Origin of the sequence: Azohydromonas sediminis (assembly GCF_003574675.1) — a bacterium.
GTDB lineage: Bacteria > Pseudomonadota > Gammaproteobacteria > Burkholderiales > Burkholderiaceae_C > Calidifontimicrobium > Calidifontimicrobium sediminis.
Genome location: NZ_QOAZ01000049.1, coordinates 1 through 15,702 on the forward strand (window position 1 = coordinate 1; position 15,702 = coordinate 15,702).

Consider the following 15,702-nt stretch of genomic DNA (forward strand, 5'->3'; position numbering starts at 1 on the left):
GCGCGGCGCTGTGCGGCGGCAGCAGCCTGGCTACCGCGCGGTCCTTGAATGCTTGTCCGTATCGAGCCAACTCGTTCTCTGTCATCGTCCCCGGGTCTACGAAATGCGGCGGCCGAGCAGGCTGTGGATTTATGGGCGATGCGCTGCGCGCACCGGCCAGCTCGCCGTGGACAACGCTGTCGCGTTGCCCACCGCGCAGGCCTTCGCCCACAAGCTCCACAGCCTCCCACCACCATCTACATGAACCTGGAACTCAACGAAGACCAGGTTCTATCGGGGCGACAACAATTCTGACGCAGGGGGAAGGCCTCGGCCAGCTCAGGCATCGGGGTCGTAACCCATCTCGCGCATCAGCGGCGCGATCACGGGCAGGATGCGCTCGATGGCCTGCGGGTTGTGCTCGCGCCACTTCTGCTTCTTCGGCGTGCCTTTGACGATGCTAGTGGGCCGCAGGTGCTCGCAGCGCACCCGCAGCTCGTCGGTGAACGGCACGCCGAGCCGCTCGAATGCGTCGCGGAACATCTCCACCGGGCGCTCGAAGAGGTCTTCGTAACGCAGGTGAATCCACTGCTCGGGTGGGATCCGGCGCTTGGCATCCAGCGCTAGCCGGTTGGCCGAGACCCACTGGAAAGCGCACACCTCTTCGAGGCTCGCGCGGTTGTAGCGCTGCCAGCCCGGCGGCAGGAAGAAGGCCCAGTCGGTGAACTGCCCGCCGTCGATGGCCACCGGCTCCGGGAACGGGCCGAAGAACTGGCCGAGGTGGAAGTCGCCGTCGTTGCGTCCGTGGCGCCAGCCGTCCATCATCGAGCTGACGTTGTCGCGCCCGTCGCGCTGGATGAAGACGAACTTCGCCTTTGGAAACAACGCATGCAGGTACGGGATGCGCATCACGTTGATGCACGTCTTGTCGAGCACCCAGCCCGCGCCCAGGCGCTGGTAGAAGTAGCGCAGCGCGGCGTGCCGCTGTTCGGGCCGCGCGTGCTCGGCGCCTGCCGCCTCGGAGTGCCAGCCGTTGTTCTGCGGGCCGTACAGCCCGTCCCAGAACTGCGGGATCTCCCAGCCGAACTTGAGGAACTGCGGCGCTGCGCCCAGCGTCTCGTACGTCACGGTGGTGCCCGAGCGCGAGCAGCCGACGAGGAACACCGGGTCCGGCATCGCCGGGCGGGCAAGGTCGTACCAGAGACCGCGCAGCTCCCAACGCAGTGCCTGAACATTCTTGGCGCGGATCTCGGGGTCGAGCAGCTTGTGCAAGTTGCGCAGGCTAGGCATGGTCGGAACGTGCCGATGCTGCAGACATTGCCTGTGACCGCAGGCTCAGTCGCCTGTAGCCGGCCATCTCGCCCAACGCAGCGGCGCTGCGTACGAGGTAGAAGCGGCGCCGCGCCGATCCGAACGAGGTCAGGGCTCGGAAGGCATAGCCGGAGAGTTTGCGAAAAATGTGCAGCGGAATACCGCGTCTGCCGCGGCCAGCCGTTTCATGCAGGACGATCGCCGAAGCGCTGCGGTGATACGCCTTACGCATCAGATACGACAGCGCCAATCGGGCGAGATCCACGTGGTGGTACTGCACGATCTCGGGTACGTACCAGAGCCGCTCGCCGGCTCGAAGCGCGCGCAGCATGTACTCGGTGTCTTCGCCGCCGGCCAAGTCGTGGCCTTGTGGCCCCAACTCGGTCGAGAACGGCCCCAGCCGCCGCAGCACATCGACTCGGATGATTTGGTTGCCACCGCCGGGCATGGGGTCGCCGACTTTGAGCTCGCGCGCGTTTGCCCCGAAGTCTTGCCTGGGGATGGGCAGCGGGTAGATGCGGTAGGGCCCGTCGTCATGCACCCATGTCGGCTCTCGGCCATCCCAGTCCGGCAGGATGCGGCCACACAGCAGGCTGGCCTGCGGATGCTCGGCGATGGCTTGGGAAACTCGGAGTAGAAAGTCTTCCTTTACGCGATGGTCGTCGTCGACGATCGCCACCCAGTCGCCTCGCAGGGCGACTGCGCCGCGGTTGAGCGCGTGCGACTTGCCAGGCTTCGGCTCGGCGAGCCACGCCAGGGGCAGCAGCCCGTCGCCGTCCGCGCGCGCCCGATAGGCATCGAGCATCCCGTGGGTGCCATCGCGGCAGGCATTGGCGATGACCAGGATGTCGACACTCCACGAGTCCGGTCGCTGGCACTCGTTCAGCGAGCGGAGCACGTTTGCCAGCAGCGCTGCGCGGTTGTGCGTGCAGATCAGGACAGTCAGCCGCGATGTCACAGGTCAGCGCGAGCGGTACAGGCCCTGCATCAGGCCCAGGAAATGGAAAACGACGATCTCTCGATTGAAAGCCTCGTCGGCCGGCAGTGTGAAATGACTCCATAGCATGCGGCTGACGGCACGCAGCAGTTGCGGGTACACGTAGAGTGGGATGTTGAAAAGCCGCCGCCCACCCGGCACGCCGCAGCTCTGCGCGATGTTTCGGCTGGTCTGGAAGCGCCAACGCCGGAAGTACTGCTTGGTCGTGCGGAACGCCTCCACCTTGTGATGCACGCGGGAGCGGCCCAGGAACACCACCTTCATGCCCGCGGCCAGAATGCGCTCGAACATGTCGCCGTCCTCGCCACTGGCCAGCACGGTGCCCTTGCGCCCACGACTGGTGTCGAACAGGCCGACGCGGTCGAACACGTGGCGTCGGAAAGCCATGTTGGCGCCGTAGGGGGGAGGCGTCTCGGCAGTGATCGGATAGTCGTCGTTGCGGTCCGTGCGAACGGCCAAGAACCCGTAGAACCGCTCGGTGAGCCAAGCCGGCGGCGGGGTCTCCCAGATCGGCCCGATCCACCCACCGCACGCGTCGGCGCCATGGGTTTCCAGCCCGGCGTGGGTCGTTTCCAGCCACTCGGGCTCGGGCAGCACGTCGTCGTCGGTGAACAGGATCACGTCACCACGCGCGCAGCCGATGCCGTGATTGCGCGCGTGCGACAGCCCCTGCTCGCCCTCGAATTCGTAGCGCAGCAGTGGCCAGGCCCGCTGCGCCTCCTCGACCACGGCCCGCGTGTGATCCTTCGAGTTGTTGTCGACGACGATCACTTCCCACGTTCGCCCGGGCGCAGGCCTCAGCGCCTGCAGCGCACGCAGCGTGTCGCGCAGCGACTCGGCACGGTTGTAGGTGCAGACGATCACAGAGCAGTCCATAGTTAAGTTAAGCGCTCCGCATAAACGTCCGCTTTGACGTGGTCTCCAAACGCCGCTGCGCTTGGAGACGCCACAACCACTGATGCGCCGGATGAAAAATAGCACCGCGGCGAGCGGTGTCTACAACTTCACCATCTGCAAGTAAATCTCTGCTTGCCTCTTCCCCATGGCGGCTTCTTTGTAGAGGGGGTGGTCTTTCGGCCATCTGGCGAGCACATAGTCGTAGTTGTTGATGGCCTGCTCGAGCTGGTTTCGCCGGGTAGGTTTATGCAACTCGCTGACCTGACGATTCATAAAATTCATCGCGTAACAGAAGTGATGCAAGTGGTCCCAGATGGGGCGTCCCAGCTTGGCTTGGTACGCCTCCCACTCCGCCTTGGTGCCCTGATCCAGTCTGACGCGACATGCGTCTGGCAGTGCCCTGATTTCCGTTGGTGTAGGCGCGAAGGGTTGCCCGGTAAGCGCAGGCGCGCAAATGGCCATGCTGCTGAGCGCCAGCGAGAATCGCAACCTCTGAAGACGGCTGGGAGAGGACATCATGAGGCAAACTTTAAAAATGGTTGGGGACAACGTCTACGGTCATGAAGCGTCTGTCCGGTCAACGTCTGCTCGCGTGCGGTGATCCATTCCGACCGGCGCGCCGCCACTGCAGCAAGCGCAGATGCCATCTCTCTGGCAGCCAACACGGAAGCATGTGGGCCCAATCCGCGGGCCCACCGTAGGCGTTCTGCATCACGGCCCGGAAGATGCTGCGCGCAGCCGGGATATCACCTGCCCAATAGGCCTGATAGCCACGCTCGAGTAACTGGCCCAAAGTGAGAGTCCGTATTCGCCTTATCCCCAACCGTTGAGCGAACTCTGGCTGCTCGTGCAAAAAATGGCGCTGTGCCTGCAAATGCTGCAGCGCTGCACGAGCTATTTGGGACGTTGCCTGAGGGCCGCCGTGGAAGTGGTAATAGGCCAGTACCTGCGGCACGCGCACCAGTGGGCCAGCCATGGCCACACGCAGCCAAAGCGCATAATCTTCGGAATTCTTCAGTGTCGTGTCGAACATCCCTGCCGCCAACACGACGTTGCGGCGTGTCATCGCGGCATGGATCGGCCAGCGGCAATTGACGAAGAGCGTCTCCAGCTTCGCGTTCGTCTCGTAGTCGGGGGGTACGAACGGCTGTCCGCGCCCGCCGGCCAGTCCAACGTTCTGCCAGCCGCAGTATGCAAGTACCGCTCCCGGGCTTGCCCTCAGCGTGCTAAGCATGATTTGAAGGAAGTGAGGTTCCCAAGTGTCGTCAGCATCCAGAAATGCCACGAATTCGCCGCGCGCCAGCACCAACCCAGCGTTGCGCGCAGCACTGACACCCTGATTGGCCTGGACAAGCACGCGGATGCGGGGGTCGGTCTGTTGCTCGAGCCACCCGCGTGTGCCATCGGTGGAACCGTCGTCAATGGCTATCAACTCCCAGTCAGGCAATGTCTGCCCCAGCACATTTCCCACGCTGCGAGGCAGATGCTCTAGGGCGTTGAAGCAAGGCATGACTATCGACACTGCGGGTGCCATGGGGTTCTCATTTCCCCCTTGTCGCGCGCTGCCACACGCGGCGCGCCACGTATCGGACCATGTGGGCCCAGTCCACATCGTGTGAGGCGAAGACGATCTTGCGCGCGAAGGTATCCACAGTGTCCTGGTTGAACACCGTCAGGCGGCGAATTCGCAACGGGTTGAGGTCGTGCAGCGCCCAGCCCGTGCGCGTGTGGCACGCCGCTTGGTAGCCGGCTGTGCGCACCGCTTCCTCGCACCGTTCGTCCCAAAGGCCGTACGGGTAGGCGAAGGACTTCACCGGTTGACCAATCGCATCCTCCAATGTCGCCTTGGAATCGTGCAATTCAGCGTGAAGCTGCGCTGCGCCGCAGTCCGGCAGGCGGGCATGGCTCACGGTATGCGAGCCGATCTCCATACCAGCGGATGCCATGTCGCGCAGCTCGGCTGCGGTCAGCAGGCGCGTCGGTGGGCGGCCGGGGTCTTTCCACGCTGGCGCACGACCGATCGAGCCACTGACGACAAACCAGGTGGCGCGCATGCCCCGCCGATACAGCTCGTCGACGGCTTCCAGGTTGTCGACGTAGCCATCGTCGAACGTGATCGCCACCATATGCCGCGCCGCCCGTGCCGTGCCGGCTTGCAGCTCAGAAACGGTCACTGCCGCGTAGCCCTCGCCGACCAAATGGTCCAGTTGCTGCCGCAATCTCCCCATGGAAACAGCCCAAGGCCAAGCGGGGGTGCCGCTCCCCGGCGTGACCGCGTGATACATCAAGCTGACCGCACCATGGGTATCGCCCCGACGCCGCAACAGCATGCGCGTGAACCGGGTTGGTGCGCTCATGGCCGGCATACAGCCTGGTACGCGTCAAAGTGCACTTTTGCCATGTCCGCCCAAGTTAGAGCCTCTGCCTGCCTGCGCGCCTCCGCCCCCATCGTGTCCAACGGGGCGGCCGCGGCGGCCTGAAGTGCCCGCGCGAGATCGCCGGGCAAGGTTGGGTCGAACAGCATGCCGCAACGCTCGTCCACGTACTCGGGCACCGTCGCAATGCGTGGAGCGATGACAGCACAGCCGAAGCTCATGGCAAGCATTACCGAACCGCTCGTCTGCGTATGGCGGAATGGGAACACTGCCACGTGCGCTGCGCGGAAGTACGTCTGCACTTCATCGTCGGGCACGAAACGCATTACGGTGCGAACGCGGCTGTCGGCAGCTGCAAGCGACTCCACGTGCGCCTGGATTGCTTCATCCAGCGGTTTGCCTACCACGAGAAGCCGGGCGCTTTCGTCTGGCAGCGCCCGGAAGGCCTCGATCAGATCCTCGACACCCTTGTAGGGCTTGATGTAACCGAAATACAGGTAGACGCGAGACCCCTGGGGCAGGCCAAGGCGTTGACGCGCCTGTTCGCCGGAGAGGTCGTCTTCGTACCAGCCGACGTAGGAGGCGTGGCGGGCCAGGTCGACAGGTCGACGGTAGCCGAGGCGACCACACAGCGTGCGCCGGGTGTGCTCGCCATGCACGATCAGACGCCGGCTCATCCGCGACAGCATGAAGCGGAACCAAGCGTCGCGCCGCGGGAAACGTGACTCGTAAGCGTCCAGCTCATGAACTGTCCATACGACATTGTTCCTGAGGAGCCTGTACAACCCGAGCACTGCCAGCGCGTGCAAGCACTGGCCCATCGTCCCGTACAGCCCGTGTGGCCAGTGCACGTGCACCACGTCCAGGCCGTCGCGCCCAAATAGGATGCGAAGCAGGCTCAGTGGCGGGTTGCCGATCACCCGCACGCCCAAGGCGTTGAGCTCGCGCTTGAGCAGAAGCTGATAGGGGTTCTGAGGCCACCAGGGCAGAAAGCCAACGGTAATCATGATGCCCGATGTCCCACTCCGAGCAGGTCGCCCAGACGCTTCAGGTACCAGGCCGCAGCGCGCCGCGCGGGCCATGGCATCGTGGCTTCGAAGGTCGTCACCGCCACGCCGCCCCATGCTTCTCCCGAAAGTGGGCTGTGTCGCAGTCCGCGCAGCGCGAACGCGAGGGCACGCCGCGGCTTCCGCATGGCGCGATAGTGGTAGTACCAATCGAGGTAGTCGCGGCCCAGCGTGCACGGCGCACCTCGCCATCGGCGCCAAAAAGTTGGCCGTATTGACTTGGCCATTTCGGATGCGTCCTCACCGAGCGCCTGGCGCCGCTCCAAGGCACGCTCGCGAAGCTGCTGTACGGTCTGGAACTGGGTCCGCAGGTTGGTGACCGACACCTGGGCTGGGTGAATCCGGTAGCTCAAGAGCGGTTCGTCAAGGTTCGCAAGGCGATGGCGGTCTGCCAAGCGAAGCCAGAGGTCGTAATCCTCTGCATGTCGGGCCTGCGGGTCATAGCCACCCACGGCCCTGACCACATCGCGACGAAACACCACCGTAGGATGAACGAGACAACATTCCTCAATAAGCAGTGCACGTATCGCCGTTGGATCGGTCGGATAGCGCAAACCCGAGAAACGCCGCCCAACGTTGTCGATGAGGTCCACGGCCGTTCCGAGTACCGCGATGTCGGGGTGTGCCTCGAGATAGGTCAGTTGCATTTCCAACCGCCGCGGCTGCGCCACGTCGTCTGCATCCATGCGGGCCACGTACCGACCGCGTGCGAGTTCGAGGCCACGGTTCAGTGTTGCAATCAGGCCAAGGTTGCCCGGGTTGCGTTCGATGCGCAGGCGTCGGTCGTCCAGCGCCTGCAGTGCCTTGAGCGTCCCGTCAGTCGACCCATCGTCGATGACCAGCAGTTCGAAGTCGCGCCACGTCTGTTCCAGGATGCTGCGGGCCGCCTCTGCGACGTAGCGCTCGGCGTTGTAAGCCGGCATCAGGACGGTGACGGACGGTGCGTCAGTCATGCGGGCCTCGATGAAAACCTCACGCGACCGTGGCGGCCAGCAGCGCCTCGTCGAGTCTGGCGAAGGCTGGCAAATCGCTGCGCCCCGGGAGCCATGTGTCCAGCAGGTTGCCCAGCTTGCGGTAACGATTGTCGACGTGGAACACCGGCATGCCGCTCATCCAGCCCAGTATCAGCGCGTGCAGCCGGTCCGTCACCAGCGTGCGGCCGCCGTGGATCTGACGCAGCCCGCGTGCCAGCCGCTGGTCGGCCATCCGACGCGCGCCCGTGCGCTGGGCCCAGGAGATGACACTGCGTGGCCAGTGAGTGCGCTGCCAACGCCCCCGCACCGTGCCCCACCGGTAGAGCCATTCGGCACCCGGCGGGGGCTCCTCGAGCCAGTCGGCAACCGAGACGCAATCGCCCACCGCAAGGCCGCCATGTTCGGGCGCAGCCTTCTCGCCATCGGTGCGGGAGAGTACGACGGCGGCCAGCGGCGCGTCTGCTGGCTTGAAGCGCGGCACATCGAGCAAGAACGCCATGTCGGGGCACAGATAAGTCGGTGTGTCGTAGCTACGCTGCACGAGATCGAGGCTGACCTGATCGCGCACCACCAAGTGAAAGTCCGGGTGCGCGGAAAAGTCGGCGCGCGAGGCCTCCAATGCCGCGGGATCGTCAAAGTGGACGGACTGTGGCAACTGGACAACGCGTCGGTCTGGAAAGTCGCGAAGCACGGCTTGCCTGATCTGCTGGTGACGTGGGTAGAGGTCGCCGAAGTTGCCGCCGCCGTTGATCAACACAATCCCCTCGGGCAGCGCGCGCCGCAGCGCGTTGCGGTCGTATGTCTGCCAGTCCGCCACGTAGTGCACGGCACAGCCTCTATTGCGAAGATAGGCCAGTTCCCCTAGGTAAATCGCGCTGTCGCCCACGTTGGGGTAGTGCGGGAAGTCGACGAGCGCACAGGGCGCTCCGGCGGGAATCAGCGAGTCCAGCGTCTTGTAAACAATGGTGCGCAGACGGGCAATCGCCTCCTCGCGGCTCTCGTTGCGCGCGCCTGGCCGCGGTGCCGACGCGAGCGCTCCCACGTCTTGGGCAGGCGGCGTCGGTGCCAGCAGTTCGGCGGTCACTTGCATGACAAAACGCGTCTCACGATGGGCTCTTCAGATCTCAGCCAGTTTGCGCACACACCAAGAGCCCGCACTCACGTCGATCGAGATGACGCCCTGATAAGGTGCGAAGTATTCGTCCACGGCCTTTCTGCAGGATCCGTAGTCCAGGTAGTCATCGAAGATCATCGCTCCGCCGACGTTCAGGCGCGGAAAGATGCTCCGAGCGCAATGAAGTACCGGGTCGTACCAGTCCACGTCGATATGGGCGAAGGCGACGCGATCGGCGTCGATCATCGTGTTCTGCACCAAGCCCTTGATCAGCTTCACGCGCCGCGCGGTGGTTGCGGGCAGATGTTCATCCAGTGTTCTTCGCACCGACTCCAGCAGGTCATTGCGGTATCCGTAGTACACGCCCCCATCAATGCCGACCGAATCTCCAGAGGCAATCACGCGGAAGCGTTCGTGGACGTCGGGTGTGTCCTGCTCCGTAGGGGGTGGCATGCCTGCGAACGTGTCGTAGACGTGGAGCTCCGCGGCGCGCGGTAGCAGGCTCGCGATGAGTACGGTCGAGCCGCCGAGGGCACAACCCGCCTCGATGAACTTGCCACCACGCGCATTCTTGGCTGCGGCACGGCACTCGGAAATCAGAGAGGCGATCTTGGAATCGGACAGGTAGGTCAGCCCAGAATCCTTTACCGCGCGCACGACACGCGCCACTTGCTCCTCTCGCAGCTTATCGAAGGGCCACACGTGAACGTCCTTGAAAAGATGAGCGAACAGCTCGAAAGAGTCGGATCGCTTCAACTCAACTGGCGCGCAGCAGGGATCTCAGCTTGCGCTTGGCACGCCCCAACATGCTGGCCCGTGTATGTTCGCTACGGTAGGCCGTAAGTTTTCGCTGAAGCGCCTCTAGCCATGGGCCGTGACGACCCTGCCGTTGCGCGTACTCCACGATCGTTTCCAGCTCAGTGGCCTGGGCGGGGAATCGCAGCTGCATTCCACTGATGGCGTCGATATCTAGTGGCTCGTCGAAGCAAGCAGGCCTCTCGTTACCTACGGCCATGAAGTTAAGCTTGGTGCGGAGACACTTTTCGCAATGGCCGCAGTTGCGCTCGGGGTCAGGTCCTTCCCAGCATACCTTCAGGGTGCGAGTCGGGGTCGCATAGCGGTTCACGACTTCGACCTTCTCGGTTCGGGAAAAGGGCGTGCCATCCACCACGAGCCGCATGGCATCGCCCGACATCAGGGGGTCGGTGACGGGATTCGAGCCCCAAGGAAACACCATGTGGTCATAGGGTTCGCTGCTGCCCATCAGACCGTATCGGAATTCGTGCGAGAAGTTGTGCAGACAGGCGGCGAGCTGGGCGCCGAAGCTGTATTCCCAGTACTGGCCAGAAAGCTCTTTGAGATCCGTGCGAAGCAGCCGCACGCGCAACCCCAGTTCGTCCAGTGTGGGTCGGATGCGTCGCAATAACCGTTCGAATGCGTCCGGCCGGGCCAGCGGTACGTCGAAGCCATGCACGAGGAGAACGTCGCTGAGTGGGTAGCTGGCGTCACCAGCGAGCCCATGGCGATGCCGCAGAGCAGTGAACGTGCCGTCGACGCCGCCCGAAAACAATGAGATGGCGCGCGGATCCTGCCAGCGAGGAGGAAGTATGTCGACGATCTGATCGGGCTTGATTTCGACCGGGCTGTAGCGTGTCGGGCACCAGCAGGCCCACGCGCGCTGAAACTCTTCGAAGTTGTAGAGCGCCGTGCGCGTCAGCGCGCCGTGTACCCTGACTCGGGATCCATCGGCCATGACGAGGAACAGAACGGCAAGGAGGAAGCCGTCGAGCACTTGGGGCGCAGGCGCGTCACTCTCACCCAGCAAGTCGAAATGAAACAGTCGATCCGCGTTGGGGGACGACCCAGTTCGGTGCAGACGAAGTGTCCTTCGCGTGCCAGCCGGCAATTGCGACTGCGCGATCGTCAGTTCGACTGTTCCATTCATGCTGGTCGGCTGGATCGGGCGGTGCGTCTAGCGTCTCACGAGAAGATCGATTACGCCTGCATGGCCTGTTCACGCATGCGCGCCAACTGCATCATCAAGCCAATGAGCGACTTGTACTTGGCACTGTCGATGATGGCGTCGGGGCAGTCAATTGCCGATTCGGGTGGAGGCAGCAGTCGCTTGGCGACGGCGGGATCGAAGACGTCATCGCATTGCGAAAGCAAAGGGTGCACCGATCTGCGCAGAGCGGCGAAACCGGGACCGGAAAGATCGAAGTGGCGTACGTACTGCCTGGCCTCGCGGGGTGCGAGCCAGTGTCTGAACCGCTCTGCGGAGCGTTGCAATGCGGCACGGGCCGGCCAGAACGGTGTCGGACGAACTGGCGTCATGTCGGGGCCGCCGCGATCGAGAGGCAGTCTGGCAAGCCGCGGTAGCTTCGCGGTGAGGAACTCTGCCTGCAACCGGCGGTCGGCGAAAGCACAGGCAGGCAGCCCCGCCATCGTCTTCAGCAGTTCGTTGTCTGCGTAGGGCAATGTCGGCCAGCTACCGAAGGCGAGGCGAGCCGGCACGGCACCGGCGTGATGGCGCTGGCGGTGGTAAAGGTCGAATTGCCACGCCTTCTGCGAAGGTGTCCCTGAGTACGACCGCCACGTTGCACGCAGTTCGTCAACGATGGCCTCGCCGAGGCCAGGGCTGCGCAACAGCGCAGAAACTTCGGCGGGCGCGTAGCCCATCCGCAGGGTTCGGGCGAGCTGACGATCCATCGAAAACGCCGGCGGATCACCGCCGTAGGCGTACATGATCTGGCTGCCGCCCATGATGGCGTCACCGAGTAGGCCGGACATGATGCGCGAACCGTATTGGCAGGCCACCTCAGCCGCCGGCCACCACATGAAGTCCGTGAATGTGGCACCTGCGCCATCGAGCGCTTGTTGCCATCCAGCCCACTCGGGATATCGCGCAAGATCGACGGGGATGGTTCGCAGCCACCAGCGTAGCGACTTGGCGACCGCCTTGGCACAGTGCAGTTCATAGTCACCCGGTTCACCGAGCGTCAGTGTCGGCACCTTGTCTCGCGAGTGCCAGCGGAGCACGCCCGCGACGAGGCGCGAGTCGAGGCCCCCCGACAGCAGCACGGAGGTTCGCCCAAGCTTGGCTCGGCGCCGAACTGCATCGTTGAGCGCGTGAAATGCCGCGCGCTGCTGTGTCGAAAGAGGTTGGTCGAAGAATGTGTCGTCGACGGTCAGTGGATTGACCGCGCGCATAGTTACCTCGCGTCGGATCGGGTTCCAGGTCAAGAGGTGACCGGGGGGGACGCGGCGCACCTTTCGCCATATGGTGCGGTTGCCAGTCGGGTGTTGCGTGAGGAGCACGCCGGCGACGGCTGACAGGTCCACGGAGCGGTGAAAGAAAGGGTGGTAGATAAACGCATTGGGACTGGTGGCGAACGCGAACGTCGCACCGTGGCTCCAGTAGTAAAGGGGAAAGAGTCCCAGTTGATCCGCGCCAAGGTGCAGACTTTGGCTGCCATCGGTGGCGACTGCCAAGTAGTAGCCGTTTCGCGAGCAGACTGCGCTTGGACCATCGTCCTCGATTCGCCGTACGAGCCAGTCAGCGGTTGTGGTGGCTGCGTCGTCGTGAACGATGTCCCCGATGACTAGGACTGATGTGCCTGTCTCTGTGGACGTCTGGGCGAAAGGTATGTTCGCTAGACCGTCAACGGCCACCTTCAGATCTCGGCTGCGCCAGACTGTGCGCGCGAGCCATGGCAACGGTGGAGCGAGTTGCGCCGTGCTAGCGAGGAACGAGTCCGCGCGTTGCGCTTCCGAATCCCAGACGCCGACGATCAGTGCCATCTACCGAACCCTTCACGCCCGTATAGACATGTCCTGACTTTCCGGGCTTACGCTAGTTGGCCGAGGCTTTGTCTCTATGTGCTTAGGACTATCGATGAACCGAAATTCAGCCGGCGCTTCGACAATCTTCCACTGCTGGTTCAACGGCTCGGCTCGGGGGCTGCGAACAACGAAGGACCTCAACGACTCTCCATCGAATAGGACGCGATGGTGACGGTCCATGACCACCATGCGTACCGAATAGGTGCCGGTGGCCACGGGGTAGCTGGGCAGGTAATACTCGATCTCGTGCATTCCTGCCCCTAGGCTCAGCGCTGGCAACTGTGATCGCGTACTGGAGGCAGTGATGTAGACGAAATCGGTGCGGTGCGTGCCGACGACGATTTCTAGATCGTCCATCGCCCGGTGCAGCTCAAAACGAAGGCGTACTCGTAGTGGCTCACCAGGCGCAATGGCGGCGGCGGGTTCCCCATTCTTGTCCAGCACTGACACGTTCAGCAGCGTCAGCTCGCCTGAACCGGCAATGCGAGTCCTGCTGCGGGCCGCCATGTTGGCCTCGATGCGGGAATTGCTCTGCTCATAAAACCGCTCGCATACCGTCTGAGCACTGCCGTCCTCGACGAGGAGGCCGTGATCTATCAGCAGCGCGCGCTCACAGATACGCTCGATCTGCCGGATGTTGTGGCTGACGACAATTACCGCCCGACCCTCGTTGCGAATAATTTCCTCCATCCGGTCGAAGCACTTCCGCTGGAACGCCAGGTCCCCCACCGCCAGCACCTCGTCCACGATCAGGATTTCCGACTCGACGCTCGTCGCCACCGCGAACGCCAGCTTCACCTGCATGCCCGAGCTGTAGCGCTTGACCGGCGTGTCGATGAAGTCGGCCATCTCGGCGAAGTCGACGATCTCGTCGAACTTGCGGTCGATCTCGGCCTTGCTCATGCCGAGGATGGCGCCATTGAGGTACACGTTCTCGCGCCCGGTGAAGTCGGGCACGAAGCCGGCGCCCACCTCGATCAGCGGCGCAATGCGCCCGTTCACCTTCACCGTGCCGCTCGTCGGCGTGCTGATGCGCGCCAGCATCTTCAGCAGCGTGCTCTTGCCGGCGCCGTTGTGGCCGATGATGCCCACCACCTCGCCCGGCTGCACGGTGAAGCTCACGTCGTCCAGCGCCTTGAACAGCGGCCGCTCGGCCACCGGTTTGCCCAGCAGGCGGCGACCGGCGTTCAGCGCCGTGTCCTTCAGGCTCTGCAGCGCGCCGAGGCGGTATTCCTTGGTCAGGTGGCTGACTTCGATGGCGGGCGTGGTCATGGGCAGGGCGTGTCAGATCACGTCGGCAAACCAGCTCTCGGCGCGCTTGAAGAACGCGTACGACAGCGGCAGCAGCACCGCCACGGTCACGGCGCCGGGCAGCACCGCGCCCCAGTCGGGCGGCAGGCCGCGCAGCACCACGTTCTGGAACGTGTCGATGATGCCGGCCAGCGGGTTCAGCGTGTACAGCGTGTAGAGCGCGTGGCTCCACTCGCCGGCGGCTTGCTGCACCAGCAGCTTGTCTTTCACCAAGTGCAGCGGGTAGATCACCGGCGAGGCATACATCAGCAGGCTCAGCAGCACCGGCAAGGCCTGGCCCATGTCGCGGTAGTACACGTTGACGGCGGCGCCGAAGAAGCCGATCGTCAGCGCCGCCAGCACCGTGTACGCGATGATCAGCGGCACCCACGCGATGTGCACCGTGGGCGCCATGCCATACCACGCCATCAGCCCGGCCAGGATGACGAAGTTGATGCCCAGCTCGATCAGCTTGGTGCCCACCGCGGTGATCGGGAAGATCTCGCGCGGAAAGTAGATCTTCTTGATCAGCGCGGTGTTGCTCACGACGCTGTTGACACCGTCCGAGGCCGACTCCTGGAAGAAGATCCACGGCATCAGCGCCGCGAACACCAGCACCGGGTACGGCACGCCGCCGCTGTCGATGCCGACGAAGCTCTTCACCAGCGTGAAGATCAGCATCAGCGTCACCGGCTTGATGACGGCCCACGCCAGGCCCAGCACGGCCTGCTTGTAGCGCACCGCAATGTTCTTCCACGCCAGCGTGAAGAGCAGCTCGCGGTAGTCGTAGAGGTTTTGGGCGACGCGAAGCATGGTGGGATCGGGGCAACGCGCCTGTGGCCACCTGAATGGCCCGTTCAACGCTCGTTCGATGCTAGCAGCGCGCTGTGTCGTTCACGCCGGTGCCACGGCCGGCGCTGTGCGATGCGTCACCGTCTTCTACCCCCTCGATCAAGGGGGCTACTTGACGAGCAGACGCAGCATCTTGGCTTGCTACTCCGCTGCCTGCAGGTCGGGCGCGAGGCGGCAGCTGGGGGCCAGGTGCTTGCGTGTGTACTGCAGGTGGCCTTCCGCCGCCTGCAGGTTGCCTTGGCGCGCCTTCATCGGCAGCGCGGGATTCATTGCTCGGGGTTGAGCGCTGCCAATCCTGGGCAGAAGTGGTTGAACCAAACGCCGCAGCCATACGCTTGAGGCGATGTCCCGTTCGCTGTTGAACCGTGACCGGTGACGGCCCCTCGGTGAACATACTACGCGGCCTTGAAGACGGTGCCGTCGTCGCTTGCCGGACGACGGGCATCCAGGGCCTTGAGGAGGGTGCGCATCTGGCCGCAGCCGCGCAGCTTGCGCATGCGCGTGGCCGCGTCGCTGAGCGCGCTGGCCACCCAGCGCAGCACCATCTGGCCGTCGCCCCAGCGCTTGACGTTGCGGCAGTAGTGCGCCACCGAGCCGTTCAGGTTCTCGATGGGGTTGGTCGTGCGCAGCGTGCGGTACAGCGCCCCGGTGATGCCCAGTGCCTGCACGGTCAGCGTCTCCTCCAGGCCCTCGCGCAGGCTGGCGGCCGCACCCGGGTGCCTGGCCTGCAGCGCGGAGGCCAGACGGCCGAGCTGCTTGCGCGCCAGATCGGCGTCCGAGGCCGACCAGGCGTCCTTGAGGGCCCGCTTGACGCTGGCGTGCAGCTGCTTGGGCAGGTGCTCCAGCACGTTGCGCCGCTTGTGCTCCTGGCAGCGCTGCACGAGCGCGCTGGCGCCGAAGGTCTGGACGATGGCCCGGCGCAGCGCCTTGCCGCCGTCGATCACCCACAGCCGCATGCGCTGGGCATCCAGCCCGCGCTCGACCAGATCCGACAGCAGCGCGG

General features: G+C 64.2%; 16 protein-coding genes. All 16 read right to left on the minus strand.

All coding sequences use genetic code 11. The features are described 5' to 3' along the window. Positions 1-318 precede the first annotated feature (318 nt). The gene (locus DRV96_RS16650; RefSeq protein ID WP_119293246.1) at positions 319-1,269 is read right to left on the minus strand and encodes a sulfotransferase family protein; all 951 of its coding nucleotides are present in this window, start codon (positions 1,267-1,269) and stop codon (positions 319-321) included. After that, positions 1,262-2,248 (minus strand): glycosyltransferase family 2 protein, encoded by a 987-nt coding sequence (locus DRV96_RS16655; protein ID WP_210757084.1) that lies wholly within the window; start codon positions 2,246-2,248, stop codon positions 1,262-1,264. The genes DRV96_RS16650 and DRV96_RS16655 overlap by 8 nt, the downstream gene beginning before the upstream one ends. A 3-nt stretch (positions 2,249-2,251) precedes the next feature. Further along, the gene (locus DRV96_RS16660; RefSeq protein WP_210757085.1) at positions 2,252-3,151 is read right to left on the minus strand and encodes a glycosyltransferase; all 900 of its coding nucleotides are present in this window, start codon (positions 3,149-3,151) and stop codon (positions 2,252-2,254) included. A gap of 132 nt (positions 3,152-3,283) precedes the next feature. Then, a complete protein-coding gene (locus DRV96_RS16665) occupies positions 3,284-3,703 on the minus strand; it encodes a hypothetical protein (protein ID WP_119293250.1) in 420 nt (139 codons plus the stop codon). A gap of 58 nt (positions 3,704-3,761) precedes the next feature. Continuing rightward, the gene (locus DRV96_RS16670; protein WP_119293252.1) at positions 3,762-4,718 is read right to left on the minus strand and encodes a glycosyltransferase family 2 protein; all 957 of its coding nucleotides are present in this window, start codon (positions 4,716-4,718) and stop codon (positions 3,762-3,764) included. A 7-nt stretch (positions 4,719-4,725) separates the two neighbouring features. Further along, a complete protein-coding gene (locus tag DRV96_RS16675; RefSeq protein ID WP_119293272.1) occupies positions 4,726-5,541 on the minus strand; it encodes a polysaccharide deacetylase family protein in 816 nt (271 codons plus the stop codon). Next, on the minus strand, positions 5,538-6,566 hold the full coding sequence (locus DRV96_RS16680; protein WP_162911116.1) for a glycosyltransferase: 1,029 nt from the start codon (positions 6,564-6,566) through the stop codon (positions 5,538-5,540). The genes DRV96_RS16675 and DRV96_RS16680 overlap by 4 nt, the downstream gene beginning before the upstream one ends. Beyond that, on the minus strand, positions 6,563-7,579 hold the full coding sequence (locus tag DRV96_RS16685) for a glycosyltransferase family 2 protein (protein WP_119293256.1): 1,017 nt from the start codon (positions 7,577-7,579) through the stop codon (positions 6,563-6,565). Before DRV96_RS16685 ends, DRV96_RS16680 begins: the two co-directional genes overlap by 4 nt. A gap of 19 nt (positions 7,580-7,598) precedes the next feature. Further along, the gene (locus tag DRV96_RS16690) at positions 7,599-8,690 is read right to left on the minus strand and encodes a polysaccharide pyruvyl transferase family protein (protein ID WP_119293258.1); all 1,092 of its coding nucleotides are present in this window, start codon (positions 8,688-8,690) and stop codon (positions 7,599-7,601) included. Positions 8,691-8,717: 27 nt separating this feature from the next. Further along, positions 8,718-9,470: a TylF/MycF/NovP-related O-methyltransferase gene (locus DRV96_RS16695; RefSeq protein WP_119293260.1), complete on the minus strand. Its 753-nt coding sequence runs from the start codon at positions 9,468-9,470 to the stop codon at positions 8,718-8,720. Position 9,471: 1 nt separating this feature from the next. Beyond that, positions 9,472-10,659 (minus strand): hypothetical protein, encoded by a 1,188-nt coding sequence (locus DRV96_RS16700; protein ID WP_162911117.1) that lies wholly within the window; start codon positions 10,657-10,659, stop codon positions 9,472-9,474. Positions 10,660-10,709: 50 nt separating this feature from the next. Further along, on the minus strand, positions 10,710-12,515 hold the full coding sequence (locus DRV96_RS16705) for an asparagine synthase-related protein (RefSeq protein ID WP_119293264.1): 1,806 nt from the start codon (positions 12,513-12,515) through the stop codon (positions 10,710-10,712). Positions 12,516-12,527: 12 nt separating this feature from the next. Further along, positions 12,528-13,829, minus strand: coding sequence for an ABC transporter ATP-binding protein (locus DRV96_RS16710; protein ID WP_119293266.1), 1,302 nt, complete (start codon positions 13,827-13,829; stop codon positions 12,528-12,530). A gap of 12 nt (positions 13,830-13,841) precedes the next feature. After that, positions 13,842-14,660, minus strand: a complete 819-nt coding sequence (locus tag DRV96_RS16715) for an ABC transporter permease (RefSeq protein ID WP_119293269.1) — start codon at positions 14,658-14,660, stop codon at positions 13,842-13,844. Between the two features lie 180 nt (positions 14,661-14,840). Then, on the minus strand, positions 14,841-14,969 hold the full coding sequence (locus tag DRV96_RS18740; RefSeq protein WP_259371671.1) for a hypothetical protein: 129 nt from the start codon (positions 14,967-14,969) through the stop codon (positions 14,841-14,843). Positions 14,970-15,094: 125 nt separating this feature from the next. Beyond that, the coding region (locus DRV96_RS16720) for a transposase (protein ID WP_210757086.1) at positions 15,095-15,702 on the minus strand (608 nt) is incomplete at its 5' end.

What these genes read in the sequence shown, in the direction of transcription:
- DRV96_RS16650 (WP_119293246.1), bottom strand. Translation starts at nt 1,269, where the DNA reads ATGCCTAGCCTGCGCAACTTGCACAAGCTGCTCGACCCCGAGATCCGC.
- DRV96_RS16665 (WP_119293250.1), bottom strand. Translation starts at nt 3,703, where the DNA reads ATGATGTCCTCTCCCAGCCGTCTTCAGAGGTTGCGATTCTCGCTGGCG.
- DRV96_RS16670 (WP_119293252.1), bottom strand. Translation starts at nt 4,718, where the DNA reads ATGGCACCCGCAGTGTCGATAGTCATGCCTTGCTTCAACGCCCTAGAG.
- DRV96_RS16675 (WP_119293272.1), bottom strand. Translation starts at nt 5,541, where the DNA reads ATGAGCGCACCAACCCGGTTCACGCGCATGCTGTTGCGGCGTCGGGGC.
- DRV96_RS16680 (WP_162911116.1), bottom strand. Translation starts at nt 6,566, where the DNA reads ATGATTACCGTTGGCTTTCTGCCCTGGTGGCCTCAGAACCCCTATCAG.
- DRV96_RS16685 (WP_119293256.1), bottom strand. Translation starts at nt 7,579, where the DNA reads ATGACTGACGCACCGTCCGTCACCGTCCTGATGCCGGCTTACAACGCC.
- DRV96_RS16690 (WP_119293258.1), bottom strand. Translation starts at nt 8,690, where the DNA reads ATGCAAGTGACCGCCGAACTGCTGGCACCGACGCCGCCTGCCCAAGAC.
- DRV96_RS16700 (WP_162911117.1), bottom strand. Translation starts at nt 10,659, where the DNA reads ATGAATGGAACAGTCGAACTGACGATCGCGCAGTCGCAATTGCCGGCT.
- DRV96_RS16705 (WP_119293264.1), bottom strand. Translation starts at nt 12,515, where the DNA reads ATGGCACTGATCGTCGGCGTCTGGGATTCGGAAGCGCAACGCGCGGAC.
- DRV96_RS16710 (WP_119293266.1), bottom strand. Translation starts at nt 13,829, where the DNA reads ATGACCACGCCCGCCATCGAAGTCAGCCACCTGACCAAGGAATACCGC.
- DRV96_RS16715 (WP_119293269.1), bottom strand. Translation starts at nt 14,660, where the DNA reads ATGCTTCGCGTCGCCCAAAACCTCTACGACTACCGCGAGCTGCTCTTC.
- DRV96_RS18740 (WP_259371671.1), bottom strand. Translation starts at nt 14,969, where the DNA reads ATGAATCCCGCGCTGCCGATGAAGGCGCGCCAAGGCAACCTGCAGGCG.